The organism is Corynebacterium sp. HMSC034B08 (genome assembly GCF_001835805.1).
Lineage (GTDB): Bacteria > Actinomycetota > Actinomycetes > Mycobacteriales > Mycobacteriaceae > Corynebacterium > Corynebacterium coyleae.
Genome location: NZ_KV825964.1, coordinates 224,316 through 251,131 on the forward strand (window position 1 = coordinate 224,316; position 26,816 = coordinate 251,131).

Annotated in this window: 23 protein-coding genes; 14 read left to right on the forward strand and 9 right to left on the reverse strand. The window is 58.8% G+C overall.

The genetic code is table 11. From position 1 onward, the window contains the following. Positions 1 to 205 (forward strand): hypothetical protein (locus HMPREF2656_RS13330; protein WP_210400969.1); only part of this gene is annotated, 205 nt, incomplete at its 5' end. 4 nt (positions 206 to 209) lie between these two features. Here the strand turns inward: HMPREF2656_RS13330 and dxs are convergent. From dxs to dut, 4 genes are all read right to left on the reverse strand, one after another. Then, on the reverse strand, positions 210 to 2,129 hold the full coding sequence (gene dxs, locus HMPREF2656_RS07520) for a 1-deoxy-D-xylulose-5-phosphate synthase (protein ID WP_070816243.1): 1,920 nt from the start codon (positions 2,127 to 2,129) through the stop codon (positions 210 to 212). A gap of 129 nt (positions 2,130 to 2,258) precedes the next feature. Next, a complete protein-coding gene (locus HMPREF2656_RS07525) occupies positions 2,259 to 3,518 on the reverse strand; it encodes a class I SAM-dependent RNA methyltransferase (protein ID WP_246825137.1) in 1,260 nt (419 codons plus the stop codon). Positions 3,519 to 3,520: 2 nt separating this feature from the next. After that, a complete protein-coding gene (locus tag HMPREF2656_RS12545) occupies positions 3,521 to 4,471 on the reverse strand; it encodes a DUF3710 domain-containing protein (RefSeq protein WP_083319479.1) in 951 nt (316 codons plus the stop codon). A 71-nt stretch (positions 4,472 to 4,542) separates the two neighbouring features. Continuing rightward, positions 4,543 to 5,019, reverse strand: a complete 477-nt coding sequence (gene dut, locus HMPREF2656_RS07535; RefSeq protein ID WP_246819509.1) for a dUTP diphosphatase — start codon at positions 5,017 to 5,019, stop codon at positions 4,543 to 4,545. A gap of 56 nt (positions 5,020 to 5,075) precedes the next feature. On the opposite strand from dut, the gene HMPREF2656_RS07540 reads away from it, so the two are divergent. Further along, a complete protein-coding gene (locus HMPREF2656_RS07540) occupies positions 5,076 to 5,597 on the forward strand; it encodes a DUF3093 domain-containing protein (protein WP_070816245.1) in 522 nt (173 codons plus the stop codon). 43 nt (positions 5,598 to 5,640) lie between these two features. Here HMPREF2656_RS07540 and HMPREF2656_RS07545 read toward each other — a convergent pair whose 3' ends face one another. After that, positions 5,641 to 5,934: a DUF4193 domain-containing protein gene (locus HMPREF2656_RS07545; protein ID WP_070422359.1), complete on the reverse strand. Its 294-nt coding sequence runs from the start codon at positions 5,932 to 5,934 to the stop codon at positions 5,641 to 5,643. 160 nt (positions 5,935 to 6,094) lie between these two features. Here HMPREF2656_RS07545 and ppgK point away from each other — a divergent pair, with 160 nt between their 5' ends. Beyond that, positions 6,095 to 6,913 (forward strand): polyphosphate--glucose phosphotransferase, encoded by an 819-nt coding sequence (ppgK, locus tag HMPREF2656_RS07550; protein ID WP_070816246.1) that lies wholly within the window; start codon positions 6,095 to 6,097, stop codon positions 6,911 to 6,913. Between the two features lie 309 nt (positions 6,914 to 7,222). After that, on the forward strand, positions 7,223 to 8,665 hold the full coding sequence (locus tag HMPREF2656_RS07555; protein WP_070816247.1) for an RNA polymerase sigma factor: 1,443 nt from the start codon (positions 7,223 to 7,225) through the stop codon (positions 8,663 to 8,665). A gap of 109 nt (positions 8,666 to 8,774) precedes the next feature. Here the strand turns inward: HMPREF2656_RS07555 and HMPREF2656_RS07560 are convergent, their stop codons facing one another. Genes HMPREF2656_RS07560 through HMPREF2656_RS07570 form a run of 3 tightly spaced genes read right to left on the reverse strand, consistent with a single transcriptional unit; the run spans position 8,775 to position 11,402 of the window. Further along, positions 8,775 to 9,338, reverse strand: a complete 564-nt coding sequence (locus tag HMPREF2656_RS07560) for a DUF4190 domain-containing protein (RefSeq protein ID WP_070451290.1) — start codon at positions 9,336 to 9,338, stop codon at positions 8,775 to 8,777. Between the two features lie 52 nt (positions 9,339 to 9,390). Beyond that, complete coding sequence (locus HMPREF2656_RS07565; RefSeq protein WP_070816248.1) at positions 9,391 to 11,148, reverse strand: DEAD/DEAH box helicase; 1,758 nt, start codon at positions 11,146 to 11,148, stop codon at positions 9,391 to 9,393. Beyond that, a complete protein-coding gene (locus tag HMPREF2656_RS07570; RefSeq protein WP_070422354.1) occupies positions 11,145 to 11,402 on the reverse strand; it encodes a DUF3039 domain-containing protein in 258 nt (85 codons plus the stop codon). Before HMPREF2656_RS07570 ends, HMPREF2656_RS07565 begins: the two co-directional genes overlap by 4 nt. A 48-nt stretch (positions 11,403 to 11,450) precedes the next feature. Between HMPREF2656_RS07570 and HMPREF2656_RS07575 the strand changes: the two genes are divergently transcribed. From HMPREF2656_RS07575 to galE, 6 genes are all read left to right on the forward strand, one after another. Beyond that, positions 11,451 to 12,002, forward strand: coding sequence for a DUF3099 domain-containing protein (locus tag HMPREF2656_RS07575; protein WP_083279411.1), 552 nt, complete (start codon positions 11,451 to 11,453; stop codon positions 12,000 to 12,002). After that, the gene (locus tag HMPREF2656_RS07580) at positions 11,995 to 13,536 is read left to right on the forward strand and encodes a DUF7782 domain-containing protein (protein WP_070451286.1); all 1,542 of its coding nucleotides are present in this window, start codon (positions 11,995 to 11,997) and stop codon (positions 13,534 to 13,536) included. The genes HMPREF2656_RS07575 and HMPREF2656_RS07580 overlap by 8 nt, the downstream gene beginning before the upstream one ends. 21 nt (positions 13,537 to 13,557) lie before the next feature. Further along, positions 13,558 to 13,992: a D-aminoacyl-tRNA deacylase gene (gene dtd, locus HMPREF2656_RS07585; RefSeq protein WP_070422352.1), complete on the forward strand. Its 435-nt coding sequence runs from the start codon at positions 13,558 to 13,560 to the stop codon at positions 13,990 to 13,992. 118 nt (positions 13,993 to 14,110) lie between these two features. Beyond that, entirely contained in the window at positions 14,111 to 15,100 is a 990-nt protein-coding gene (locus HMPREF2656_RS07590; protein WP_070422351.1) for a sigma-70 family RNA polymerase sigma factor, read from the forward strand. Between the two features lie 129 nt (positions 15,101 to 15,229). Next, complete coding sequence (locus HMPREF2656_RS07595) at positions 15,230 to 15,919, forward strand: metal-dependent transcriptional regulator (protein ID WP_070422350.1); 690 nt, start codon at positions 15,230 to 15,232, stop codon at positions 15,917 to 15,919. Between the two features lie 19 nt (positions 15,920 to 15,938). Continuing rightward, positions 15,939 to 16,919, forward strand: a complete 981-nt coding sequence (galE, locus tag HMPREF2656_RS07600; protein WP_070816249.1) for a UDP-glucose 4-epimerase GalE — start codon at positions 15,939 to 15,941, stop codon at positions 16,917 to 16,919. Here the strand turns inward: galE and HMPREF2656_RS07605 are convergent. Next, positions 16,916 to 18,163: a DUF4192 domain-containing protein gene (locus HMPREF2656_RS07605; RefSeq protein ID WP_083316782.1), complete on the reverse strand. Its 1,248-nt coding sequence runs from the start codon at positions 18,161 to 18,163 to the stop codon at positions 16,916 to 16,918. The genes galE and HMPREF2656_RS07605 overlap by 4 nt on opposite strands. 36 nt (positions 18,164 to 18,199) lie before the next feature. Here HMPREF2656_RS07605 and HMPREF2656_RS07610 point away from each other — a divergent pair, with 36 nt between their 5' ends. The 4 genes from HMPREF2656_RS07610 to HMPREF2656_RS07625 all read left to right on the forward strand — a co-directional run bounded on the left by HMPREF2656_RS07610 (position 18,200) and on the right by HMPREF2656_RS07625 (position 26,812). Then, positions 18,200 to 19,240: a PAC2 family protein gene (locus tag HMPREF2656_RS07610; RefSeq protein WP_371440661.1), complete on the forward strand. Its 1,041-nt coding sequence runs from the start codon at positions 18,200 to 18,202 to the stop codon at positions 19,238 to 19,240. A gap of 56 nt (positions 19,241 to 19,296) precedes the next feature. Beyond that, positions 19,297 to 21,825, forward strand: coding sequence for a DEAD/DEAH box helicase (locus tag HMPREF2656_RS07615; RefSeq protein WP_070816391.1), 2,529 nt, complete (start codon positions 19,297 to 19,299; stop codon positions 21,823 to 21,825). A gap of 104 nt (positions 21,826 to 21,929) precedes the next feature. Then, positions 21,930 to 23,177, forward strand: coding sequence for an NAD(P)/FAD-dependent oxidoreductase (locus tag HMPREF2656_RS07620; RefSeq protein WP_083284800.1), 1,248 nt, complete (start codon positions 21,930 to 21,932; stop codon positions 23,175 to 23,177). Positions 23,178 to 23,380: 203 nt separating this feature from the next. Then, a complete protein-coding gene (locus HMPREF2656_RS07625; RefSeq protein WP_070816250.1) occupies positions 23,381 to 26,812 on the forward strand; it encodes a bifunctional proline dehydrogenase/L-glutamate gamma-semialdehyde dehydrogenase in 3,432 nt (1,143 codons plus the stop codon). Positions 26,813 to 26,816: the final 4 nt, after the last annotated feature.

Sequence of the window (26,816 nt, forward strand, 5' to 3'; positions counted from 1 at the left end):
CCCAGACTCCGACGCCGTATGGAGCACTGACGCTGCTGCTATGCAACTGAAGCGTGCTGGGGCACGCCCATGGCAGATCGCCCTTACGGCACCGCTGCTCGCGCGGGCCCAAGCTGAAGCGAAAGCAGCAAGAATCCCGCAGGGCAAAACCCCGTCATCTGGGCGAGCTGCAGCACGTCGCCGTCGCAGGAAGCGCGCTCAATAGCGCCTTACTCGCTGTCAGCGAGTCGCTGTGCCCACTCTCTAATCTGCAGGGTGGCAGACTCCGCATCGAGTCCGTACTCCTGGAGGATTTCGTCGCGGGACCCGTGCAGGGGGAACACATCCGGAAACGCGAGTTGGCGTAGCGGTGTGTCCACCTCTGCTGCCGAAAACGCCTCAGCGATAGCAGATCCGACGCCGCCTCGAATGATGCCGTCTTCATAGACCACAACCATGTCAGCTTCGACAGCCAGGTCACACAGCGCGGCGTTGACGGGAATGATCCAACGGGGATCGACAACAGTTACGCGGATACCGTCGTCGACAAGCGCATCTGCAATCTCGAGCGCGGCCTGACCAAATGCGCCGACGGCAACGAGTAGCACGTCGATTTCTGAATCGCTGCTATCACCTGTGGGTTCGGCGAGGATATCTACACCGCCGACGTTTCGCAGTGCCGGGATCGTCGGGCCGGCAGAGCCCTTCGGGAACCGTACGATCGTCGGGGCGTCGTCGACAAGAAGGGCCTCCCTGAACTCTTCGCGCAACGACTGAGTGTCTCGAGGTGCGGCGATACGGACACCCGGGACGATCGATGCGATCGCCATATCCCAAACACCGTTATGGCTTGCGCCGTCGGAGCCAGTTACGCCTGCACGGTCCAGCACTAACGTAACCGGCTGGTGGAGCAAACCTGCATCCATAAGCAACTGGTCAAAAGCACGATTGAGGAAGGTCGAGTAAATCGCCACAACCGGGTGCAATCCACCGAGTGCCATACCAGCGGCAGACGTCACTGCGTGCTGTTCCGCAATCCCCACATCGAAGAACCTGTCTGGGAACTGCTCACCAAATGGCTGCAGACCGGTTGGCCCCGCCATTGCCGCAGTGATCGCAACGATGTCATCGCGTTCGTGGCCTGCGCGAAGCAGCTCTTCGGTGAAAGCGGCGGTCCAACCTGGCTTAGAGGTGGCCAGTGCTTTTCCTGTTACAGGGTCGATCACGCCGGTAGAGTGCATCTGGTCGGCTACGTCATTGACTGCCGGGGCGAAACCGTGGCCTTTCTCAGTGACAACATGCACGATCAACGGCCCCTCGTAGCGCTTGGCATACTTAAAGGCGTTGAGCAGTGCCTTGAGATCATGCCCCTCGACCGGACCGACATATTTCATACCAAGGTCCGGGAACATTTCGGTTGGAAGAACCTGATACTTCACGCCTTCCTTGAGCGCATGCAACGCATCAAAGGTCTTCTCTCCGACCCACCCCATAGATTTGAGGGTCTTTTTCCCAGACTCCATGACCTCGTCGTAGCCAGGCTGGATCCGAATAGCGGCTAGCTGGTCACGGAGCTTGGTCAGGTTATTGGCCAGTCCGCCAATCGTCGGAGAGTACGAACGGCCGTTGTCGTTAACCACGATGACAACGTTGCGGTTTCCGGCCGCGATGTTGTTGAGTGCTTCCCAACACATGCCACCTGTGAGCGCTCCGTCACCGACAACTGCGATGACGTGATCGTCCGAACTACCGGTGAGTTCCTTCGCTTTGGCAAGACCGTCAGCATAGGACAGCGAGGCACTGGCATGGGAAGATTCGGTCCAGTCGTGTTCTGATTCAGATCGCGACGTGTACCCAGAAAGACCGCCCTTCTTGCGCAAGGAATCAAACTGGTTCGCACGTCCAGTCAAAATCTTGTGCACATACGACTGATGCGATGTGTCAAAGATGATCGGGTCGTTCGGGGAATCGAAAACGTAATGCAGCGCCAGTGTCAGCTCAACAACGCCGAGGTTCGGTCCGAGGTGTCCTCCGGTTGCTGACACTTTCTGGATGAGCAGCTGCCGGATCTCGTCCGCGAGCGCGTTGAGCTGGCTCGGCGCGAGCTTCTGCACGTCTGCCGGTGTCTCAATATGCTCGAGCAGTCCCACTATCCTGTCGCTCTCCTTCAGGTTTTTCGCCGCGATGCGGTCCGCATCTGCAGTGTTCCCGTATGGTTTCCGCACGTTGCGTAGTGCGGAATCGGTTCTGGTCAGCTTACACTCCGAAATTGGTTGACCCTATTCCTCCGCACCACCATTGTGGTCAGGCACAAGTGATGCCATGACCTCAAAATGGTGAGTATTGGGAAAAGCATCGATAAGAGCGATGTGCTCGACTCTAAATCCGTGCGCGCCAAAGCCTGCGAGGTCGCGCGCAAAGGTTGCTGGATCACAACCGATGTGAATGATGCGTTCTGGAGCCGCTTGCGCAATCTTGTCGACGACATCACGCCCTGCCCCTGACCGGGGCGGATCTAAGACAACAAGTCCCGGAGCCGGAAGCTCGCTGATTCCAACTTCCACCTTCGCATTGTGGCGATGCACATCAAACTCGTCTTCCACTGGCTGTGGGGTCGCCGTCGCCGAAGCGGAGTAATCAACACTGTCGATCCTGCCGCCGCCGATTGCCTCATTGATCGCAGGCACAAATGCACCGACGCCTCCGTACAGATCCCATCCGTTACGGTGCGTGTAGTTGTCGCTTCCCCATTCTTTAATGAGGTCGCTATAGGTTTGCGCCGCGTTGAGGTGCGCTTGCCAAAATGCTGTAGGGGGAAAGGAAAACTCGTGACCGTCTACCACCTCGGTGACCAACCCCGGGCCTTCAAGCACCTTGTGAATACGCTCAACGCGTCGGCCACGCTGCGCCGACTGTGTTTCCACAACGTGACGTTTCCCGCGGAAATCCACGACCGCCACAATCTCACTGCCGGGCGTGTATCGAGCCGCGTCGTCGCCAATGATGCCGTCGAGCACTTGCGGCGCGACCTGACTACACACGACACCACCGACAACATCTGTCGATTTCAGTGCACGCATTCCGGCTCGTCCTTGCGGGTCAACGCCCATGCGGACACGGGTGCGCCAACCAGTTCTGGGTTCAAGCTCCACAACCCGCAATTGCTTCTCGACGACATCCGCCTCGACAACACCACTCTTGCTCGCAAGCGCACCGAGTTGGCCAAGAAGAACGTCGCGTTTGAGCGATACCTGTACCGCCGGGTCAATGTGCGCGAAGTCGCAGCACCCCGCACCTGCTGCTGCCGCAGGACAAGCCGATCTGACCCGGTGAGGCGATGGATCCACTACTTTGACAAGCTCTGCACGTGCCCAGCGTTTTTTCACACGGGTCAGTCGCGCTTCAACCGTGTCGCCGGGAATTGCGCCCGCGATGAAAACGACGCGCCCGTCTGGGGCGTCGGCGATGCCTTCTCCCCCGTGCGCCATTGCCCTCACAGACAACTTCAGCACGAGGCCGGCAGTAATCTCGTCAGTCACAGCTACTCGGACTTGCCGCGTCCGGCTTGGCGCTGAGCGCGCTGCGCCTCACGGAATTCGCGGAGCTGCTTTTGGCCTTCGACATTTTGAGCGATGATCTTCTGCAACGCGTCGCTCAGCACGTTCGGGTTACCCTCCGCGGGGGCTTCCTGAGCGCCCTGAGCCTGCTGAGCACGCGCCTCCACAGCCTCTTGCACCTGCTTTGCCAGCTGCTCAGGAAGCACAACGGGGAGAGAGTTTCCAGCAAGAATCGGGTCGTCGCCACGGTAAACAAACGAGCGCGCGACCGTTTCACGACCAAGTTGCGCAAGCTGGTCTTCCGAACCGGACGGAGCAGCAAGTGTCACGCGGTAGAGCCAGCGCGGCCCCTCCACACCGATGATTCGAATGACGCCGTTAGTGCCGGTTCCTACGATCTCTTGACCCCAGGGCCCCTGCTCAATTTCGACGGGCATACCCTCAGAACGCATACCTTCGATGATCTCGTCGGAAGATTCCTCCCACAAACCACCGGTTCGCGGAGCAGCAAACGCCACCGGGGTCAGGCGGCCGAAGCGGGTGACGATGTGAACCATCTTGGGGCCCTGCTCGCCCATCTCCACCTGGACCTGGGATTCCTTCGGCAGTGGAATCCGGATGGATCCGAGGTTCAGCGTGGCCTGGGAGAAGTCCGAAAAGTCAAAGTCATCAATGTTGACGTTATCGCCATCGAACGGACCCGTGGAGCCATTGATCGGGTCATAATCTGTAAGAACCTGCACGCCTTCTGCCACACGAAGCTCCGGCGCCTCTACCTGCGCATCTGCCGTAGCAGATGCCGACTGGGTATCAGCAACCGATTCGGGCACCTCAGCCTCGGACGCTGCCGGTGCCGCGGTTGACTCCTCTACAACCTTCTGCGGTTCCGGGGTTGTTTCGGCTTTCTTCTTCCTCCTGAACGGCCAGATTGCCATTGCAGGTACCTCCTCTAAATTCTCAGTACGTTTTCGTCGCTAAAGACTGTAGCCCCCAGAGCGACACAGAGTTAGTTCGTGCCAGTCGATCCGTAGCCGCCAGCGCCTCGGACCGTCTCATCGAGCTCGTCTACTTCTTGAAAGCTTGCCAGTTCCACACGTTGCACGACGAGTTGTGCGATACGCATTCCACGTGTGATGACAATCGGCTCAGACCGGTCGGTGTTAATGAGGCACACCTTGAGCTCGCCCCGGTACCCTGCATCGATGGTTCCGGGAGTATTTACAATGCTCAAGCCCTGCTTTGCTGCGAGCCCGGAACGCGGGTGAATCAATCCCACTGTGCCTACAGGAAGCGCAATCGCAATTCCTGTGCCAATAAGCGCTCGCTCACCTGGCTGGAGCGTCACATCCTCTGCGGAGTAAAGGTCAGCTCCGGCATCTTCCGGGTGAGCCCGGTGAGGCAAGGGCAAATCAGGGTCAAGTCGCTTAACTGCGATTGGGCCGATGGTGTCGTCGATACGCGCGATTGATTGTTGCTCTTCCACGCTGCCAACCATACGGCAGCTAGGTTCCTCCGATATCAATGCCTAAGGTATGAGGGGTGACTACGAACCCAGTGAATCCTTCCGACACTTCCGCTCCGGATGCAGCGAAAGTGCTGTATACCGAGCGCCAATGGGTGCCTTGGTACTGGTGGGCTGCAGTTGCAGGCCTGACGCTGCTCCTCGCAGGCGAGCTCGCACTGAACCGCAACATGTGGTGGTTTGTCGGCGGCTTTGTTGTCGCAGGCGCGTTGGCGGTCTGGTTTTTAGTATGGCTGTCGCGCTACACCCTAACCGTTGAGCAGGACCCTGACGGGACCCGCTGGTTGCTCGCCGGGGATGCGAACTTGCCCAGTACGGTCGTGGACCGCGCGACGGTTGTGCCGGCTTCCGCCCGCCAGAATGCTTTGGGTAGGCAACTCGATCCGGCAGCGTTCCTCATCACGCGGTCGTGGGTGCCCGAGCATGTTCTTCTCGTGCTCGATGACCCTGAGGATCCGACGCCGTATTGGCTTATTTCAGCAAAAGACCCGGAAGCCGTGCTTGATGCATTCGTTCCGAGCCTTAAGGACCGCTCCTAATCCCCGCGAGGAGCGGATAACGGCTTGCGCCGCCTGGTACTAATTACTCGCAGTCGAGGCAGATCTTGGAGCCGTCGTCCTCGACATAGGCGAGGCGCTTGTTCTTTTGCACCAAGAAGCAGGACGCGCAGGTGAATTCGTCTTCCTGGCGTGGCTTGACCTCAACATTGAGTTCCTCACCCGAGAGGTCCTGCGTCGGGGGCTCGACAGGCTCAACAATTTCCCCATCATCGTCCATGCTGCTGCCTGCAACCTCTGCTGCCTTCAGGCCTTCGAGGGAGTCGGTTTCGATGTCGTCGTCCATGCGGCGGCGCGGCGCATCGTAATCGGTGGCCATGCTTGATGTTCCTCCAGCTCAACGTCGTGCTTGATCGCGCCTCTACACGCGACATTTGAGCGGAATACTAAAGCACGTCCATGCTTCTGTCATCTTTGCTGGTAGAAACTCATTTTTTCGACATCATCCGCACAAGGGTGCAAGTTTGTACACTGCGCACATGACCTCACCTCAACCACACAACGAGTCGCACGTGTCGCGCTCAGTTTCCCCTTCATCCCGGTTCGGCTTTGGAGTTGACGTTGGAGGCTCCTCCCTGAAGGCTGCGGTTGTCGACCTTCACAGTGGCGAATTTCACGGTGAAAGACTTGAGGTGCCTACGCCACAACCGGCGACCCCTGACGCTATTGCAGAGGCGGTCGCGCAGCTAACGCGTCAAGCAGCATGGTCAGGCCCGGTTGGGATTGCGCTTCCGAGCGTGATTGTCCGCAACATTGCTCGCACTGCGGCGAATATTGACCCGACTTGGGTGGGCACGGATGTGGTTGAGCTCTTCTCTACCGTGCTGGGGCAGCACGATGTCACTGTGCTCAACGATGCCGACGCAGCCGGGCTTGCGGAGGTGTCTTTCGGATGCCCCGAAGCACAGCGCGGCTCTGCCTTGTTTCTGACGTTTGGCACGGGTATCGGCTCAGCGCTTCTAGCTAACGGTCAGCTCTTTGCCAATAGCGAGCTCGGGCATCTGCTTATCGACGACACGGAGGCCGAACACCTTGCGTCATCCGCCGTGCGCACGAGGGAAGGCCTTTCTTACGACGATTGGGCCAAGCGCGTGGAAACTGTTCTTTGCGAATACGAACGACTCCTCAACCCGGATGTCATCATCGTTGGCGGCGGTGTTTCGGAAAACAGCGACCAGTGGGTTCCACTGCTGAACGTCAACACTCCAGTAGTTGTGGCCAAGTTACTGAATCGAGCAGGCATCGTGGGCGCTGCCAAGGCCGGTGCCGGTCATGTCGCTGGCTCACCTCATAGGTAAATCCTGTAGGGTGTTGACATTCTGCATATTCGGGCTACGCGCCCATACGTGCAGTAGGCACATGAAAATGGAACGTTCACCTGCTTGCTAGGATGGGCGTTCTGAAAATTTTTATGTGCCTGCGTACCCTGGTTTTCCAGTGGTAGCAAACACTGCACCAACTGCACTTCACAACGATGAAGTGCACATCGCAGTGGTTGTGGGCCGAACCTCTTGCGAGGTCCCGGCCCCGAGATAGTCTGATGAGTCGAAAGGGCGTACGTGGTAGCCAGCGAAGCTTCAAGCAACAACACCGTTCATGGCGAGCCTGTGGATCCGTCAAACGGTGGCGAGAGCAACGGTTCCGGTACCGACTCGAAGCCTGCCAAGAAGACGGTGAAGAAAGCAGCCAAAAAAGCAGTGAAGAAAACCGCGAAAAAGACTGCTAAAAAGACTGCGAAGAAAACCGCGAAAAAGACAGCCAAGAAGACGGTAAAGAAGTCCGCGAAGAAAACTGTCCGTAAGTCTGCGGCGAAGCGCACCACAAAGGCTGCTCAAACCGCTGCAGCGACGGCGGACGAAGCCGAGACCGAGGATCTCGAGGCAACAAGCGCGGACGACGAGTCCTTGGATCCGACAGATGCCGAGGATTACGACCCGGACATGGGCGACGATGAGGACGACGCGTTCGACGAAGATCTCGACGGTGCCATGGACGACGCCGACGAGACCGAAGACGAAGATGACGAGGAAGAAGAGGACGACGGTTCTTCTGTCTGGGACATTGAAGAATCCGCTGCCCTGCGCCAAGCACGCAAGGATGCTCAGCTGACCGCATCCGCGGACTCTGTTCGTGCCTACCTCAAGCAAATCGGCAAGGTTGCACTTCTCGATGCAGAGCAAGAGGTCTCTCTTGCGAAGCGCATCGAGGCAGGACTCTACGCACAGCACCGTCTCGACGAGATGGCACGTGCTGCTGCAGAAGGCGACAAGGATGCAAAGCTCACGCCTGCGGTAAAGCGTGATCTCCGCGCGGTTGCTCGTGATGGCCGTAAGGCAAAGAACCATCTGCTCGAGGCGAACTTGCGTCTCGTCGTGTCGCTGGCCAAGCGTTACACCGGCCGCGGGATGGCATTCCTGGATCTGATTCAGGAAGGAAACCTTGGCCTCATCCGTGCCGTTGAGAAGTTCGACTATTCCAAGGGCTACAAGTTCTCCACCTATGCCACGTGGTGGATCCGCCAGGCAATTACGCGTGCTATGGCAGACCAGGCCCGCACCATTCGTATTCCGGTGCACATGGTCGAGGTCATCAACAAGCTTGGCCGCATTCAGCGTGAGCTGCTGCAGGACCTCGGTCGCGAGCCAACGCCGCTCGAACTGGCAAAGGAAATGGATATCACCGAGGAGAAGGTCCTCGAGATCCAGCAGTACGCTCGTGAGCCGATTTCGCTCGACCAGACGATTGGTGACGAGGGCGATAGCCAGCTCGGCGACTTCATCGAAGACTCCGAGGCAGTCGTTGCCGTGGATGCCGTGTCCTTCACGCTTCTACAGGATCAGCTGCAAGACGTTCTGCACACGCTCACCGAACGTGAGGCTGGCGTCGTTCGCCTGCGCTTCGGCTTGAGCGATGGCATGCCGCGCACCTTAGATGAAATTGGTCAGGTCTACGGCGTCACGCGTGAACGTATCCGCCAGATCGAGTCGAAGACGATGTCGAAGTTGCGTCACCCGTCGCGCTCCCAGGTGTTGCGCGACTACCTGGACTAAATTTTCACGCGACAAAGCTCAGCGCCCCGGCCAGATCATGTATCTGCCGGGGCGCTGAGCTTGCGCTTTACTCGGTGCTACTCGTTTACGGCGAGTATCACCGCGGTCTTTAGTTCGAGGACCCTTCCATTTCATTTATCTTTTCATTGAAGCCATCTTCGATGCACTTCTGGTATGCAGCGTTGTCCGATTGGTACTGTTCACAATCGCCGATGATGTCCTTGGCAAAGTACACACCCCAGAAGATCATCACCGCAGTTGCGATCATTGCGAAAGCGCCTAGGACCAGGCCGGTCACCGCCATGCCTTTGCGGGAACCCGGCCCCACGATGTTCTTCGATTTACGGATACCAACGATGCCGAGGATCACCGCGATGACACCAAGAATGATGGCACCGAACAACGTGAACATGGCAGGGATCGAGAGAATGCCGAAAATCAGGGCTGCCATTGCAACGCCATTAGGTTTCTGCTCCCCTACCGGCGCTGTGCCGTAGGGCGCGCCGTAAGCGGAGGGGCTCTGGGCCGTGTCATAGCCCGCTGGTGCCTCATAGCCGGCGTAGTTGTTCGCTGTGTCGTAGCCTTCCGGCTGCGGCTGGTTATAGGGCGAGACTCCCTCAGGGTGGCCGTTCGGGTCGTTCGGGTAACCGTTGGGGTTGTAGCGGTCAGTCATTCGTTTCTCCTCGTTTTACGTAATGTGCCCGCCCACTGTACCGACTTCGGTGTCACCAGTCACGAAGGTATGCGATGCGTTCTCGGAGCTGTTCCGCGCTACACAGTGCAGTCGGTGGACCTCCGCAGGCCTTTCGTACCTCGGTGTGGATCGCACCGTGTGGGCGACCAGTTTTGCTGGCGACGATGGATACGCGCGCGTTGAGTTCGCTGCGTAGCTGAGGGAGTTCGTCAGCTGCAGTTGCACTTTGGGGAGTCTCCTCCACCGGCTGTGTTACCTTCTGCGGCTCCCCGAGGATCTCCGCTCGTTCACGAGCGCGTCGTTCCTCTGCCCGGCGCGCTTTTTCTTCAGCATCGCGTGCGTCGAGTTGGTCGGCCTGGCGTTTGGCCAGCAGGGTGCGTACTTGCTCGGCGTCGAGGAGGCCGGGCAGTCCGAGGAAGTCTTGTTCCTCTGCAGAGCCGGCGACTGTTGGGGTGCCGTAGGTGGATCCGTCGAAGATCAGCGAGTCGAGCTCCGCCGATGCTCCGATGGTTTCGTATCCGGAGGTTTCGTCGGGTTCGTTTTGGGTGCGGTTGGCCTGCTCGAGCAGTTCGTCGGACCAGCCGGATTCGCGGTGAGGTTTGCCTAGGACGTGGTCGCGAGAAACTTCCATTTCCTCAGCCAGGCGCAGCAGCACTGGGACGGAGGGCAGGAAGACGGAGGCCGATTCGCCGGGCATGCGGGAACGGACGAAGCGTCCGATGGCCTGGGCGAAGAACAATGGTGTGGATGCTGAGGTTGCGTAGACGCCGACGGATAGGCGTGGCACGTCGACGCCTTCGGACACCATGCGGACAGCGACCATCCATTCGTCGCGAGATGCTGAGAATTCGTCGATTCGATCGGAGGAGCCTGGTTCGTCGGAAAGAACGAGCGTGACTGGGGTGTTGGAAAGCTTTTCCAGGATCTTCGCGTATGCGCGGGCGGTGGTTTTGTTGGTGGCGATGACTAGTCCGCCAGCGTCTGGCATGTTTGCGCGGACTTTCATCAGGCGGGTGTGTGCAGCATTAAGGACGGCTGCGACCCAGTCACCTTTCGGGTCCAGTGCGGTCTTCCATGCACGTGCGGTTTGTTCGGCGTTCAGTGGTTCGCCGAGGCGAGCTGAGTACTCCTCCCCTGCTGAGTCTTTCCATTGTGCTTCGCCCGAGTATGCAAGGAACACCACGGGTCGGACGACGCCATCGGCCAGTGCGTGGGAATAGCCGTAGGTGTAGTCCGATTCTGAGACGAGGTGGCCGGCGCCGTCTTCGACGTAGCGCACGAAAGGGATCTGGGAGTCGTCGGAGCGAAACGGTGTACCGGTCAGAGCGAGTCGGTGTTCGACGTCGTTGTATGCCTCGTAGACACCATCACCCCAGCTCTTGGAGTCACCTGCGTGGTGGATCTCGTCGAGAATCACCAGCGTGCGTCGTGCTGAAGCGACAGCATGGTGTTTGAAGGGGTGCATACCTACTTGCGCATACGTGACGACGATGCCGTCGTAGGCGGCGTTGACTGCCGAAGAGTTGGTGAAGTTTGGGTCCAACGACATTCCGAACCGCTTGGCGGCGTCCGACCACTGGTGCTTGAGGTGTTCGGTCGGTACGACAACGATAATGCGCTGAACGGTGCGGTCAGCAAGCAGGGTCGAGGCAAGCGTGAGCGCGAAGGTGGTCTTACCTGCGCCGGGCGTTGCCACAGCCATGAAGTCGCGTGGCTTGGTACTCAGAAACGAATCGAGGGCCTCCTGCTGCCATTTGCGCAGCGAAGGCCCAGAAGACGCGGCTGTCACTTGCGGCGCAGCCCCTTATAGATCCGCTCGCAGTCCGGGCACACCGGAGAGCCGGGCTTTGCTTGTTTTTTCACCGGGAAGGTTTCGCCACACAGGGCGACGACCATTTTGCCGGAAATCGCAGAGTCGACAATTTGGTCTTTTTTGACGTAGTGAAAAAACTTCGGGGTTCCGTCGTCGGTTGTCGACGAGGTATCTTCCCGCAAATCCGGGCGTTCAAGTGTCTTCGTCGTCGTGTTCACGCGCTCTATCATGCCCCAAATTGAGCGAGAGGTTAAGCCGGAGGGCTAACCTCGACGCATATGAGCACCAATGAGAACGTTTCCCCCGATTCTGATCCGCGGGACCGAGCCCGTGACGGGTTGTTCTCTAGTTTGAGCCAGGACGATCAGACGGTTGACGCTCAAGCCGAGGATGTCGTCGACTCCTCTGTGCCTCACTCGCGTCGGCGTCGTCGCATGGCCCGCGCTTTGATCACAGACGCGGTGACGAGTCCTGAACAAAACCGGCAGTCTCGTGAGAAGCAGTACGCCATTTTGCAGGGGCTTCGCCTACCGTTCATCCTCGCCGCGATCTGGGCTGCGTGGATGAGCTGGTGGGTGCTGGCGGCAATATTGTTCGTCGTCTCGGTACCGCTGCCGTGGATTGCGGTGGTGTTGGGCAACGCACAGGGCGAGAAGCGGGATGCACGCTCAAAAAACGTGTACAAGCCTGCGGTAGTGCGTGAGGAGATTCGGTTGGAGAATTCTCGTCGTACGGCGCTCGAGAGTTCGTCGTCAAGCACGGCAAACGTGCCCGATATCATCGATCACGACGACGGTGGGGATGATGCAACAGGAGACAACGATGAGTGATTCAGTAACGGTAAGCCCGGAGACAGCGAAAACTCTTGCCCAAGCATTGGCAAAGGCCGGTTTTACGTCCGCAGGGATTGCTGAGCACCTTGGGCCAGCCGCGACGCAGGCGATGTTTCGCGGTGAGCCTGGAGTAGTGCGCCACGCGTGCCAGGATGGGTCCCGTTTGTCGCGGTTGATCCGGTTTTTTATCTTGCGCGAGCCATGCACCGCAGCGGAACTCAGTGATGTGCTGTCGCAAGAGCTTGTGCAGCTGCTTATCGACGACTGCGTGGTCGCCCCTGCAACCGACAATGCCGAACTTCACATCGCACTCGATGTGCGCCCGCATGCGATCGCAGATAAGGAGCGCTTTGTCTTTTCCGATCTCGACGCGTCGATGACCGACATCGTCCCAGGACACGATCATGTTCTCGGCGTTGGCGCCGCTTCCTTATCACTGCTTTCGGCTGCGCCTCAGACACCGGTGTCGTCTGTTTTGGATTTGGGAACGGGTTCGGGGGTGCAGGCACTTGCACAGGCTCACGTTGCTAAGAGAGTTGTCGCGACAGATGTTCACGGTCGAGCGCTGGACTTAGCTCGAGCGACGTTTGCTGCCAACGGTGTAGACAATGTGGAACTGAGGCAAGGAAGTTGGTTTGAACCTGTTGCGGGCGAACGGTTCGACCGCATTGTGGCCAACCCCCCATTTGTTGTCGGACTACCCGAGGTGGGCCATGTCTACCGCGATTCAGGCTTGGATCTTGATGCGGCCTCCGAGCTCGTTGTCTCCGGCGCAGTGGAACATCTTGCCGAAGGTGGCCGTGCTTTCATCCTGGGTTCCTGGGTGCACAGCAAGGATGCGTCCTGGCAGTCTCGGGTGGCGTCGTGGTTGCCCAGCACAGGAGTGAACGCCTGGGTGCTGCAGCGCGATGTTGTGGATCCGGGGATGTACGTCTCCACGTGGCTTCGCGACGAATCCATCGACCCCCGCTCTACTGAAGGCATCGAACGCACCGAACGGTGGCTGGAGCACTTTGCGCAAAATAACGTCACTGGAATCGGATTCGGGTGGATTGTCTTGGAAGATATCGGCGATGCCGCAACTGAGGTCACCGCTGAGGAACTATCCCAGCATTTCACTGACCGCTTAGCACCGGAGGTTGAAGAATACTTCCTGCGTAGCGATTGGCTGCGTGGAAAATCCTTCGCCGAAGTTCTTGATGCCCAATACATGCTGCGCCCAGGGGTCGCGCTTGAGGAGGTCAGTTTGGCCGACACCGAAACCGGTATCGGCTTCGCACCCGAGGTCATCCGTGTGACTCGCACGGACGGGCCACGGTTTACCCATACCGTGGATGCTGGGGTGCTCTCCGTTATTCGTGGGCTGCACCCGCAAGGCCTTGCGCTTCGCGACGTCACTGGGCTCTACGCTGCTGCCAACGGTATTAACGACGAGGCTGCACTACATGAACTTGAGCAATCCAGCTCGGCAGCCATAGTTGATCTTGTCCGTCATGGCGTTGTCCTACCCGCAGAAATCGCCGCTATCTGATCAGAAACAGAGGAATATCCTGTGAAAGCCGTCCTGACCCGCGTTTCCGAGGCTTCCGTCACCGTCGACGGCGACGTTGTCGGCGCTATCAATTGCGCTGAGACAGGCGGAATCCTCGCCCTTGTCGGCGTTGGCCGCGAAGACGACGAAGAAGCCTGGCAAAAGATGGCCCGCAAAATTGCAGAACTGCGCATTCTCGACGGGGAAAAGTCCGTTGAAGACGTCAATGCTCCGGTGCTTTTAGTCAGCCAGTTCACGCTTTTAGGCCGCACTGCCAAGGGTCGCCGCCCATCGTGGGGAGACGCTGCCCCTGGCGAAGTTGCGGAGCCAATCATCGCAAAGATCGCGTCGGCACTGCGTGAACGCGGAATTCATGTCGAAGAAGGGCGATTCGGCGCCAACATGCAAGTCCAGAGTGTCAACGAAGGGCCGTTCACCGTGTTGGTAGAAACGTAACGCTCAATGAATATAAATGGTGCCCGCGGGAACACCTCTTCACCTCGGACCGTTGCTCTATCAGATTGCAGCGATGCAACATGAAGTGTTTCACCCCAGTCCGAGGAGGCGTTGTCACATGACCCAGCCGGATCGTGCCACAGAAAAAGAAGAGAACGTCGACCGCGGTAGCCGACGTAATCAGACCAACGACAACCCATCCGCAGACCTTGTACGCGTTTATCTCAACGGCATCGGCAAAACCGCCCTACTCAACGCTGAAGAAGAGGTCGAGCTTGCCCAACAGATCGAAGTTGGCCTCTACGCTCAGCATCTTCTCGACGATCCGGAGGTGAAACTCACCCGGGCAAAAAAGCGCGACCTGACAATCCTCGCTAAGCAAGGCCGCAAGGCGCGCGCGCACCTCCTCGAGGCGAACCTGCGCCTGGTCGTATCGCTTGCGAAGCGCTACACCGGCCGCGGAATGCCACTGTTGGACCTCATCCAAGAAGGCAACCTCGGCCTTATTCGTGCGATGGAAAAGTTTGACTACGCCAAGGGCTTTAAGTTTTCCACCTACGCCACCTGGTGGATCCGCCAAGCAATCACGCGAGGTATGGCTGACCAGTCCCGCACAATCCGCCTCCCTGTGCACCTTGTCGAACAGGTCAACAAGCTCTCACGTATTCGTCGCGAAATGTATCAATCTCTCGGCCGTGAGCCGACGAACGAGGAACTGTCCGAAGAGTCCGGCATCGAAGAGTCCAAGATCGAAATGCTGCTGCGCCAATCCCGCGACCCCGTCAGCTTGGATATGCCGGTCGGTGCAGATGAAGAGGCGCCTTTGGGTGACTTCATCGAGGACGCGGAAGCCACCGACGCCGAAGACGCCGTCGTGACTACGCTGCGCCATGACGACATTCAAGACATCATTAACGGCCTTGAGCAGCGCGAACAGGATGTCATCCGCATGCGCTATGGACTGACTGACGGTGTGCCGCGCACCTTGGACCAGATTGGCCGACAGTACGGACTATCCCGGGAACGCGTACGTCAGATCGAACGCGAAGTCATGGCGAAGCTTCGTGTGGGCGAACGTGCAGACCGTCTTCGCGATTACGCAATGTAGCCATTAGGAAAAACAACAACTACGCCCAGTGATGGGACTTAGGTCACTATCGCTGGGCTACAGTATTTGTCGAACGTTCGTTATAGCAGCAACAGCTGCTGCCTCGTCGAGTGGAAGGAACCAACAACCGTGCGTGACCTCGTCGACACCACAGAAATGTACTTGCGAACGGTCTACGAGCTGGAAGAAGAGGGCATCACTCCCCTTCGCGCTCGCATCGCTGAACGGCTTGAGCAGTCTGGCCCCACCGTGTCGCAAACTGTGGCACGCATGGAGCGCGACGGACTTATCGTTGTTGAGCAAGACCGTTCCCTCTCCCTCACTGAGGAAGGGCGCGCACTCGCAACCGCGGTGATGCGCAAACACCGTCTCGCGGAACGTCTTCTGACCGACGTGCTGCGCCTTGATATTGAGAAAGTGCACGACGAGGCATGTCGCTGGGAACACGTCATGAGCGAAGAGGTCGAACGTCGCCTTGTCGCAGTGTTGGATAACCCCACCCACTCCCCATTTGGTAACCCGATCCCCGCACTGGAAGAGCTGGGAGCACCACAGGGGGTGCCCGAGACACGCGGAACTCGAGCGACCGATCTTCGAATCCAGGAACCGACCAGAGCGCGTGTTGTGCAGATTTCGGAAATTCTTCAGGTCCCGTTGACAGACGGTGTCTCCCTTGCAGGCATCGGTCACTTCGTCGGCCAAGAAGTGACGTTGACTCCATTTGAAGACGGCGCGCTGGAAGTCAAGACCGCCAACGGAGAAACTGTTGTACTTCCATCTGAGCTGGCACACGCGCTGCGCGTCGAACCGCTCAACTAACGCTTCGAGGAGAAACCCCATGAAACTTGTAGTCACAGGCGGCGCAGGATACGTCGGAAGTGTGTGCGCGCAAGCACTGCTTGAAGCAGGCCACGACGTCACCATTATCGACGATTTCAGCACTGGAAACCGCTACGCTGTCCCTGAGCAGGCTGTGCTCGTTGAGGGAAACATTGTCGATGTTATCGACGACGTACTGGCTGACGGTGACATCGATGGCGTACTGCATTTCGCTGCACGCTCGCTTGTCGGCGAGTCGATGGAGGATCCCGCCAAGTACTGGCATGGCAATGTCGGAGTATCACTCGCGTTGCTCGACGCAATGCGCAAGCACGACGTGAAATCCCTGGTGTTTTCCTCGACCGCTGCCACCTACGGTGAACCAGACACCGTGCCGATTACCGAAGATGCGCCAACACGTCCAACGAATCCCTATGGCGCCTCCAAGCTAGCGATTGACCACGCAATCACGTCCTACGCCAATGCGTACGGCCTCGGCGCAACGAGTCTGCGCTACTTCAACGTCGCCGGCGCACACAACGGTGTTGGTGAAAACCACATCACTGAAACCCACCTCATCCCCATTGTGTTGCAGGTTGCCATGGGCTACCGCGACAAGATCATGATGTACGGCGATGACTGGCCAACAAACGACGGTACTTGCGTGCGCGACTACATTCACATCCGCGACCTCGCCGACGCCCACATGCTCGCTTTGGAAAACAACACGCCTGGCCAACACAAGATCTATAACCTTGGTTCCGGTGCTGGCTATTCGGTGCGAGAAGTTGTGGAGATGTGTCGCGAAGTCACCGGCCATCCCATCCCAGCTGAGGTAGCTCCTCGCCGTGCAGGCGATCCGGCTGTGCTCATCGCGTCGTCCGAAAAGATCAAAAGTGAGCTTGGTTGGAACCCCACCCGCACAGATCTACGCCGAATCGTCGAGGACGCATGGGCGTTCACCCGCGAACTGGGAAGCCGTTCGCACTCGGCGCGTTAACCTCCGAATTCGAGCCACGTGTCTCTGCATGCTCGACTGCTCACTTCAAGAATCTCTTCTGCCTTGCCCGCCAGCATCACTTGCAGCAGCAGATTCGACAGCGCATGACCTGGAACTTCCTCGTCTGCGCACCGCAACGCAGTGCCCGCCCATGCGTACAAGCGTTGGGAAAGGGCAACCATCGCCCAAAGACACAACGCGTTGGCCCGAATGGCTCCGGTGAAGTTCCTCGCGATACACAACATCACCGCGGATGCCCCGAACGGGTATGCAAGCGCGTCGACGATTAAGCAGTCGCGCAACCGGCTTCTGCTCAGCATCGCGGCGATAAGTTCGACTTCGTCATCCGACTGAAACACATCGCTCAGTTCAACGTATCCATCCCCGTCAATGATCGAATCCGCTGGCGTTGAGACGAAGAGCTCGCAGGCCCGCTCGACGTCCCGGCGCGCAAGAGCAGGTGCCACTGAGACCAGATCCATTAGGTCAAGGCCTCGTCGATACGCAGCGGGCGCGACCTCGTCGCAACGCACAGCATCGCTGAGCAATAGCGGGTCGAAGTGCTCGAACGTATCCGCGCGATCGAGCTCCGGCAGCAAGCCGTTATCGATGTACGGCCGCATCGCCGGCGACGCGATCACCGAAGCGACCGTACCCGAAGCGAATGTGTCCTCCCACCCCCAGATCTGTGCGTTCTCCGTCTCGTTGGAGAACGCGAGGCGGTACGGGGTGCCATCAGCGACTTCCGAAACTAACCAGCACGCGTCGACCAGTGGCACAATCCCCTGATAACTGTCTCGCAACTCCTTAACGGCCTGTTTGACCATCTCCGAATCAGGGACTCGGCTAATGATCACGCCAAACGTCGCCACACGTTGCGTTATTGGCAGTTGCTCAAGCATGTTGCGAAGCTGCTCTGTGCTGCCCAAATCAGAGCATAAGTACGGCCCAACATCCAAGATGTCAGGTTCCCCCGGACGCGCTTGCAAGGTGATCAGCGAAACAGTTTCAGTTGGAAAGTAACCGAGAGTTCCAGGAAGTGATGCAATCAAGTGCGCGGGCGATTGCAATGTGTAGGTGTCGTGGTGCGCCGCGCCAGCACCATCCGATGAATGAGTTCCTTGTGGTTGAGTGTCTGTCATAAATATCAGACGCACTGAAGCAGTGTTCGGTTCCATCCAAAAACATAACGGGGAATGTTTTGCTCGCTTCCTTCGTTGTGGTGGGGGAATCAGCGATACCATTTCAGGAGATCTACAACCGTGACTTACGATCAGCAGATGTACGAGCTTGAGTACCCCTCGCCCACCGTGGACAGCACCTCCCAATCGGGCCCGGCGCTGATTATTGCCATGCACGGCTACGCCGACGCAGGTCACGCAGTTGAGTCTGCAGCCGACCATCTTAAGGCCGCGCTAGAGACCCATACGGTGGCGACGTTTAGCAACGACGAGCTCATCGACTACCGCTCACGACGCCCAACGGTGACACTCGCCCATGCTGAAATCGCAGACGTTGCAGACCTGCAACTCGATATGCGGGTCCTGCGCGACAGCAAGGGCAAGTCTTTCTTGCTCCTGTCCGGGCCTGAACCGGATCTTCGCTGGGAAGCGTTTAGCAATGCAGTCGCCGACCTCGTCGAGCGTTTCAATGTGGATAAAACGATCTGCCTCTACGCTGCCCCTATGGGCGCGCCACACACTCGCCCCCTTGTGGTATCAGCACACGGCAACGACACCGACCTCGTCGGCTCGATGTACACCTTCGACGGTATGGTGAGCGTTCCTGGCTCCGCCGCAATTCTCATTGAGCGCGAACTCCACAAGCGTGGGCGAAATGTCGCAGGCTACACAGCGCACGTCCCGCACTATGTCGCTGCTTCTCCGTACCCGCACGCAACTTTCCAGCTCTTGCAGTCGGTAGAGGATTCCACCACGTTGACCTTCCCGCTTGGTTCGTTGGAAGGCGACATGAAGCGGGTCTCCCAGCAACTTGCAGAACAAACGACGAACTCCGCTGAGATCACCCATGTGGTCCAGGCCTTGGAGGAACACTATGACCAGGAGATGGAGGAATACCGTCGCCACCACCCGCAAGCCATGATGCCCGGTGAGGCACAGATGCCCTCGGGTGAGGAAATCAGCGAGGCTTTTGAGAACTACCTCACCGCCATAGAGGACCGTGACCGCAACCGTGGTCAACAGCGCAGTCTGCCTCACGATGAGGACACTGATCGGCGCTTGCGTGACTACTACTTCATCGACCCCGACGCTGAAGTAGATGACGGCGACAGCGACGGTGACACAGGCGCAACATCCTAAATGCTGATGGGATGTCGGGGCGGTCAGCTACGGTGGTGAGCGTGACGCTCACAGACATGCTCTCCGACATTGCCGAAGCACCAGAGTCCCTCTTCGAGGACGTGGTGTGGGACTCGTTTACCTCCTGGACCGAGTCCCGCGGTATCAGCCTCTACCCTGCTCAAGAGGAAGCTTCGCTAGCGTTGCTCGCTGGCGACAACGTTATCTTGGCTACCCCAACTGGATCCGGGAAGTCCATGGTGGCCAACGCGGCGCATTTCATTGCCCTCGCCCGTGGACAACGATCGTTTTATACGGCGCCGATTAAGGCACTGGTAAGCGAGAAGTTTTTCGCGCTGTGCGAGATTTTCGGCGCTGAAAACGTCGGCATGATGACCGGTGACGCAACGGTGAACTCCAATGCGCCAATCATTGCAGCCACAGCGGAGATCGTCGCAAATATCGCGCTACGAGAGGGCGAGCATGCACGGATCGACCAGGTCGTCATGGACGAGTTCCATTACTATTCCGAGCCGGAGCGCGGATGGGCCTGGCAGGTTCCGCTCCTCGAGTTGCCAAAGGCACAGTTTCTGCTGATGTCGGCGACACTAGGCGATACTGCGTGGCTCGAGGAGGACCTGACGAAACGCACCGGGCGCACCACCACTTATGTGGGCGGCGCTGAGCGTCCCGTTCCGCTGGATTTCCACTATGTGTTCACGCCGGTGCACGAGACGATTGAGGAGCTGCTCGCCGACGGCAAGGCACCGATCTACGTTGTGCATTTCTCTCAGCGCGAAGCCACCGAACGAGCGCAGGCGCTGACCAGCATGAAAATCATTACGGATGAGGAAAAGCAGCGGATCGCTGAAGAGATTGGCAATTTCCGCTTTACCACCACGTTTGGCAAGACGCTGTCCAAACTTGTGCGTCGTGGCATCGGAATCCACCACGCAGGCATGTTGCCGAAGTACCGTCGCCTTGTCGAACGGCTTTCCCAAACCGGCTTACTGAAGGTCATCTGCGGTACAGACACGCTCGGTGTGGGGATTAACGTGCCGATTCGTACAGTGCTCATCACTGGGTTGGCCAAATACGACGGAACTCGCCAGCGCATCTTGAAGTCGCGTGAATTCCACCAAATCGCAGGCCGCGCAGGTCGCGCAGGCTACGACACCGAAGGCACTGTAGTGGTGGAAGCACCCGAACACGAGATAGAAAACGTAAAGCTGCGCCGCAAGGCGGGTGATGATCCGAAGAAACTCAAGAAGATACGGAAGAAATCTGCCCGCGACGGTGAAGTTTCCTGGTCTGAGAACACTTTTGAACGTCTGAAGGTCGCTGAACCCGAAGAGCTGACAAGCCAGTTCAAGGTGAGCAACTCGATGCTGCTCAACGTGGTGGCACGCCCTGGTGACGGCTACGAGCACATGCGCAAGTTACTGCGCGACAACCACGACAACCGTGCGAAGCAGAACAGGGACATCCTCACCGCAGTGGAGCTATTCCGTGGGCTGATTAACGCTGGAGTGGTGGAACGTACTCCGGACTCTCCCGCGTTTCGCCCATACACGCTGACGCAGGAGCTCGACCGCGACTTTGCGCTAAATCAACCTCTCGCTCCGTTCGCACTGGCGTTTCTTACCCTGCTGGATCCGGAATCGGATACATACACCCTTGATGTCATCTCAGCATTTGAAGCGATCCTCGACGACCCGAGGCAACTCCTCCAAGCGCAAGAGAAAGCCGCTCGTGGAGAAGAAATTGCTGCGCTAAAGGCTGAAGGTGTTGACTACACCGAGCGCATGGCGATTATTGAGGATGTCACCTATCCGAAGCCATTGACCGACGAGTTGGACGAAGCGTTCGATACCTTCACCCAAGGCAACCCATGGGCGAAGGAGTTCGAGCCGTCGCCGAAGTCTGTGGTGCGGGACATGATCGAGCACGCAATGACGTTCTCCGATCTCATTTCCACATATGGGCTGGCGCGCTCCGAGGGTGTGGTGCTTCGCTACCTCACCGATGCTTGGCGCACGCTCTCCTACTCCATCCCCGATGCCTACATGAACGACGAGCTCGAGGACATCGTCGTATGGCTCGGCGAGATGATTCGTCAGGTGGACTCGTCGCTCATCGACGAATGGGCGCACATGACCGGAGAAGACGAACCTGTCAGCCAGGAAACCATCGACCGAGAGCTGGCGTTTGGTGTACAAGACCCATCCGCACTGACCGCCAACCGTCGTGCGTTCACAATCATGGTCCGCAACTACTTCTTCCGAATGGTCGAACTGTTCGCTTATGAGAAAGAAGATGAGTTGGCCGAGATGCTCGACTACCTAGAAACAGACGAGCGGGTGGATTGGCCGGGGGCGATGGACGACTACTTCGACGAGTACGACGATGTCGATCTTGGCCCAGACGCACGCGGTCCTGAATTCTTCCACATCGGTGATCAATCCGGCAGATCCTGGCAGGTCACCCAGATTATTAACGACCCCGAAGGCGACAACGCGTTCCAGATTCACGGTGTGGTGGATCTCGACGCATCCGATGAAGCGGGTGAGGTTCGGGTCTCCTCGTTGGAGTTTCGGGGCCAGTAGAAGCCGTCGCGCTAAACGGAAAGCTCTAATTTGCCCCAAAACACAGCAACCCCGGCTAGATTGTGTGGAGCAAACTTTGGTTCTAGCGTGACAAGGAGCACAACGTGACGCGCACAATTGTTGTCGGCGCCGGCATGACCGGTCTGTCAACCGCATGGCACCTGCAGGAATACGGCCATGAGGTGGAAGTTCTCGAACGCATCGATGTTGCGGCCGGTTCTTCCTGGGGCAACGCCGGCTGGTTGGCACCGGGAAAGACGATCCCGCTGTCCAACTCGAGCCTGTGGGCATACGGCCCGACCGCACTGTTTGATAAGCACGCAGCCTTGGATGTGCCGGTGCGTTTCGACCCGAAACTGTGGCGCTTCTGCGCCAACTTCATGGCACACGCGACGGGACGCGCATGGGACAAGACCATGGCTCGCCTCACTAAGGCAGATATTGCTTCCCTCGCTGCTTTCGACGAGCTCGAAGCAGGTGGTGTGAAGGCCTCCACACATGAGGGTCCGTTCATCATCGGTTTCGAAAACGAGGGCAAAGCCGCCGGCTTCCTCAAGGAAGTCGAAGGCGCTCAGCGTCACGGCCAAGATATTCCTTTCGAGCAGATCACGCTTGACGACGCCCGCACTGACGCCCCGATGCTGACCGAGAAGGTCGGCGCAACCTACCGCATGGGCGGTCAGCGCTTCATCGAGCCGGGTCCGTACTGCCGGGCCATTGCAGATTCGATTATCGAGCGCGGTGGCAAGATCACGACGGGTGTTGAGGTCGTAGAGGTCACCTCCACCCGCAAGCCAGCCGTGAAGCTTTCCACCGGGGAGTGGCTGCAGGCCGACAACGTTGTTTTGGCAACCGGTGCGTGGCTTCCGTCCTTGGCTAAACAGCTTGGTGTGAACACGATGATTCAGGCTGGTCGCGGCTACTCCTTCTCGGTTGAGACAGCTGAGCCTGCTACCTGCCCGGTGTATCTGCCGGATCCAAAGATCGCCTGCACCCCGTACCAGGGTCGCTTCCGCATCGCAGGCACGATGGAGTTCCGCGGCCCGGATGAGCCGTTCCAGCCAGGCCGTATTACCTCGATGATTCACTCGACGAAGCCGTTCTTCCGTGGCATCGACTGGGAAGATCGCCAGGACGAGTGGGTCGGTTCCCGCCCGGTCACTCCGGACGGTCTCCCACTGGTTGGCGCGACGAAGGTGCCAAACGTGTACACCAACGGTGGTCACGGCATGTGGGGCATCATCCTGGGCCCGCTGTCCGGCAAGATGCTGGCAAAGCAGATTGTGACCGGCGAGATCGACGAGACGATCAAGCCGTTCGACCCGCTGCGCGGCCCGTTCGGTGGCCTGTAACGCACCAACGTTTCAAACCCCGTCACTGCACTATGCATGTGGCGGGGTTATTTTTATCCCCCGTTTTCCCCACCCGTCAACGCTGTGCGCTGCAGGTTTCCTCGCACGACTCGTGCGACGGCATCTAATTGCATTGAAAATCGCAGTTGTGCCTTATCTTAATTCCTGTCACATTGGTCAGTTATGAGTGATAAGGAACACAAATGCCACAACTGAGCACCAACCAGATCGCGCCGTCGAATAGCGATGACCTCGAGGCAGTAATCGAGGCAGCTGTTGCTCGCGCCTACCACTGGATGGAAGCTACCGCCGAAGCAGACGCCGACGACGCCTCCACCCAGCAGCTCGCTGAGTTGCTTCGCGACGAAAACGGTGTCCGCTTCACCATGGACTTCGTTGACCGCGTCATGCGCCCGGAAAGCAACCGTGTCGCAGCACACGCACTGCGGGCGATCACGCGCGGTGTCGACGCCCGATTCCTCGGCCAGATCAACTCCCTACTCGTCGGAATTGGTGCTTTCGTCGGCCCATTCCTGCCAAACGTAGTTGTTCCTGCGGCACGTGCCCGTCTCCGCCAGCTCGTTGGCCACCTGGTTCTCGATGCCGAAAGTGACGCACTGAACAAGCTGCTCGACAACGCGCAGCAGCGCGGCGAGCAGCTCAACTTGAACCTGCTCGGTGAGGCCGTCCTCGGCGAGAAGGAAGCAACAGATCGTGCAGAACGCACCCTCAATTTGATCAAGAACCCACGCGTTACCTATGTGTCCGTCAAGGCATCGTCGATGGTGTCGCAGCTCAACCACTGGGATTACGACGAATGCGTTCGATTGGTCAAGGACCGCATCCGCCCGCTGTACCGCGCTGCGCGCGACCGTAGCCCTCAGGTGTTCATCAACATGGACATGGAGGAGTACCACGACCTGCATCTCACGCTGGACGTGTTCACGCAGCTGCTCAGCGAGGAGGAGTTCAAGGACTACCAGGGCGGCATTGTGCTTCAGGCGTACTTGCCGGACACGCTTGGTGCACTCGAGTACCTGGCCGACTTCGCCCAGAAGCGTGTGGCCGACGGTGGCTCCAAGATCAAGATCCGTCTGGTCAAGGGTGCGAACCTGTCCATGGAACGCCACCACGCTGAAGTCAAGGGTTGGGAGCAGGCTCCGTACCTGACCAAGGATGAGGTGGACGCAAACTACTACCGCCTGCTGGATTTCATCCTGCGCCCTGAGTTTGCAGATGCGGTTTCTATCGGTATCGCTTCGCACAACCTGTTCACGTCTGCGTTGGCATACGAGCTGGCACAGCGCCGCGGTGTCACCGCGATGATCGACTCTGAGATGCTGCAGGGCATGTCCCCTGCGCAGCAGGAAATCGTGCGCGAGGTGTACGGCGACCAGATCCTCTACACCCCGGTTGTCGGCCGCGATGACTTCGACGTGGCGGTGAGCTACCTGGTGCGTCGTCTCGAAGAGAACGCTGCCCCGCAGAACTTCCTGCATGCCCTGTTCGCTCCGAAGACTGAGGACCGCGATCCGATTAAGGAGCAAGAGAACGTCTTCCGCTGGGCTGTCGGCAACCGTTGGGACGTGCACAATGGCCCGAACCGCACGCAAGACCGTAATACGGAAACTGAGCGCCACGTCGCACATGCTTCCGCAACGACCGGCCGCTTCTTCAACGAGCCGGATACGGATCCTGCCCTTGAGGCCAACCGTGCTTGGGCGATCAAGCACCTGAGCACTCCGCCATCGATCGACACCGGTGAGGAGATCACCGATCCGGTTGCTATCCGCGACAACATCGCGCGCGCACTCGAGGCGCAGAAGGCGTGGGGCGCGCTGTCCGCGAACGAGCGTGCAGAAGTGCTCGAGGCGATTGGTGACGAGATCGCGCGCCGCCGTGGCGAGTTCATCTCCGTTGCTGCGCACGAGGCTGGCAAGACTGTCGACCAGTCCGACCCGGAGATCTCCGAGGCTATCGACTTCTGCGACTACTATGCAGATAGCGCCCGTCACCTCGACGACATTGAGGCAGAGTTTGAGCCAAACAAGCTCACCGTGGTCGTTCCACCGTGGAATTTCCCGGTCGCCATTCCGACCGGCGGTGTCATGGCGGCGTTGGCTGCAGGCTCCGCTGTGATCCTGAAGCCGGCACCGCAGGTGACGCAGTGCGCCAAGCTGATCGCGGATTGCATCCAGGCAGTCTTCGCAGAGAAGGGCATCGACCCGGATACGGTGCAGTACGTTCGCGCTGACGAAGGCGAAGCGGGCAAGGCACTGCTTACCGACGACGCCGTGGACGCCATCATCCTCACCGGCGCATCTGAGACAGCCCAACTGTTTAAGTCGTGGAACCCGCAACTTAACGTCATGGCTGAGACCTCGGGCAAGAACGCCATCATCATCACGCCGTCCGCCGACCCGGATCTGGCGATCAACGACCTGTACCTGTCGGCGTTCGGCCACTCGGGCCAGAAATGCTCCGCTGCGTCGTTGGCAATTCTCGTCGGCTCCGCGGCCGAGTCTGAGCGTATTCGTGGCCAGCTCCTTGACGCTGCATCCACCCTCGTGGTCGGCCCAGGCACCGAGCTCTCCACCACGATGAACGGCTTGATTGAAGCTCCGGGAGAGAAGTTGCAGCGCGGTTTGACCAAGCTCGAACCGGGCGAGAAGTGGTTGCTCCAGCCGAAGAAGCTCGATGATGAAGGCAAGTTCTGGAGCCCCGGTATCCGCGACAACGTTAAGCCTGGCTCCTGGTACCACCAGAACGAGTGCTTCGGACCGGTCCTGGGCATCATGCACGCCAAGGACCTCGATGAGGCTATTGAGTGGCAGAACTCCACCGGCTACGGCTTGACTGCGGGTATTCACACCCTTGACGGCGACGAGATCAATACCTGGCTCGACCGTGTGGAAGCTGGCAACGTCTACGTCAATCGCGGTATCACCGGTGCAATCGTGCAGCGTCAGCCGTTCGGTGGCTGGAAGAAGTCCTCGGTCGGCCCAGGCGCGAAGGCTGGTGGCCCGAACTATGTGGCACAGATGGGCACGTGGCGTGACCGTGATGGTGTGGCTCCGTCGCCGGGCGTGAGCATCTCCGCCGATATCCAGGAGCAGCTGGAGGCGTTCCGCCCGAACGTCGATGCGGAGGACTACGGCTGGCTCTCCCGTGCTGCTGAGTACGACCAGCGCGCATGGGACCGCGAGTTCGGTCGTGGTCACGACCACTCTGGTCTTCGCTCGGAGGCGAACATCTTCCGTTACCGCAACACGCTCGAGCCGGTCGTGATCTACGTCGGTGAGAACTACCGCTTGCGCGATGTCTACCGCCAGCTGCTCGCAGCAGCGATCACCGGCTCCGAGATCCGTGTCGTTGCTCCTGCGGAAATCGCCTCGGATCTGGAGGCTGCTGCGATCACGGTCGATGCGAACCGTGTGGAAGGCACCCCGTCGCGCATCCGCGTTATCGGTGATGCCCCAGCAGACATCTACGGCGACATCACCACCGCTGTTTTTGATAGCCCGGCGCTCATCGACGGTCGACGTGAGTTGCTCCCGTACCTACTGGAGCAGGCCATCTCCGCAACCCTGCACGGTTTCGGCGTCATCCACGACCCGGCCGGCATCAGGAACTAGTCCC

What these genes read in the sequence shown, in the direction of transcription:
- HMPREF2656_RS12545 (WP_083319479.1), bottom strand. Translation starts at nt 4,471, where the DNA reads ATGGCAATCTGGCCGTTCAGGAGGAAGAAGAAAGCCGAAACAACCCCG.
- HMPREF2656_RS07545 (WP_070422359.1), bottom strand. Translation starts at nt 5,934, where the DNA reads ATGGCCACCGATTACGATGCGCCGCGCCGCCGCATGGACGACGACATC.
- ppgK (WP_070816246.1), top strand. Translation starts at nt 6,095, where the DNA reads ATGACCTCACCTCAACCACACAACGAGTCGCACGTGTCGCGCTCAGTT.
- HMPREF2656_RS07560 (WP_070451290.1), bottom strand. Translation starts at nt 9,338, where the DNA reads ATGACTGACCGCTACAACCCCAACGGTTACCCGAACGACCCGAACGGC.
- HMPREF2656_RS07570 (WP_070422354.1), bottom strand. Translation starts at nt 11,402, where the DNA reads ATGATAGAGCGCGTGAACACGACGACGAAGACACTTGAACGCCCGGAT.
- HMPREF2656_RS07575 (WP_083279411.1), top strand. Translation starts at nt 11,451, where the DNA reads ATGAGCACCAATGAGAACGTTTCCCCCGATTCTGATCCGCGGGACCGA.
- HMPREF2656_RS07580 (WP_070451286.1), top strand. Translation starts at nt 11,995, where the DNA reads ATGAGTGATTCAGTAACGGTAAGCCCGGAGACAGCGAAAACTCTTGCC.
- HMPREF2656_RS07590 (WP_070422351.1), top strand. Translation starts at nt 14,111, where the DNA reads ATGACCCAGCCGGATCGTGCCACAGAAAAAGAAGAGAACGTCGACCGC.
- galE (WP_070816249.1), top strand. Translation starts at nt 15,939, where the DNA reads ATGAAACTTGTAGTCACAGGCGGCGCAGGATACGTCGGAAGTGTGTGC.
- HMPREF2656_RS07605 (WP_083316782.1), bottom strand. Translation starts at nt 18,163, where the DNA reads ATGGTATCGCTGATTCCCCCACCACAACGAAGGAAGCGAGCAAAACAT.
- HMPREF2656_RS07610 (WP_371440661.1), top strand. Translation starts at nt 18,200, where the DNA reads ATGTACGAGCTTGAGTACCCCTCGCCCACCGTGGACAGCACCTCCCAA.
- HMPREF2656_RS07615 (WP_070816391.1), top strand. Translation starts at nt 19,297, where the DNA reads ATGCTCTCCGACATTGCCGAAGCACCAGAGTCCCTCTTCGAGGACGTG.
- HMPREF2656_RS07625 (WP_070816250.1), top strand. Translation starts at nt 23,381, where the DNA reads ATGCCACAACTGAGCACCAACCAGATCGCGCCGTCGAATAGCGATGAC.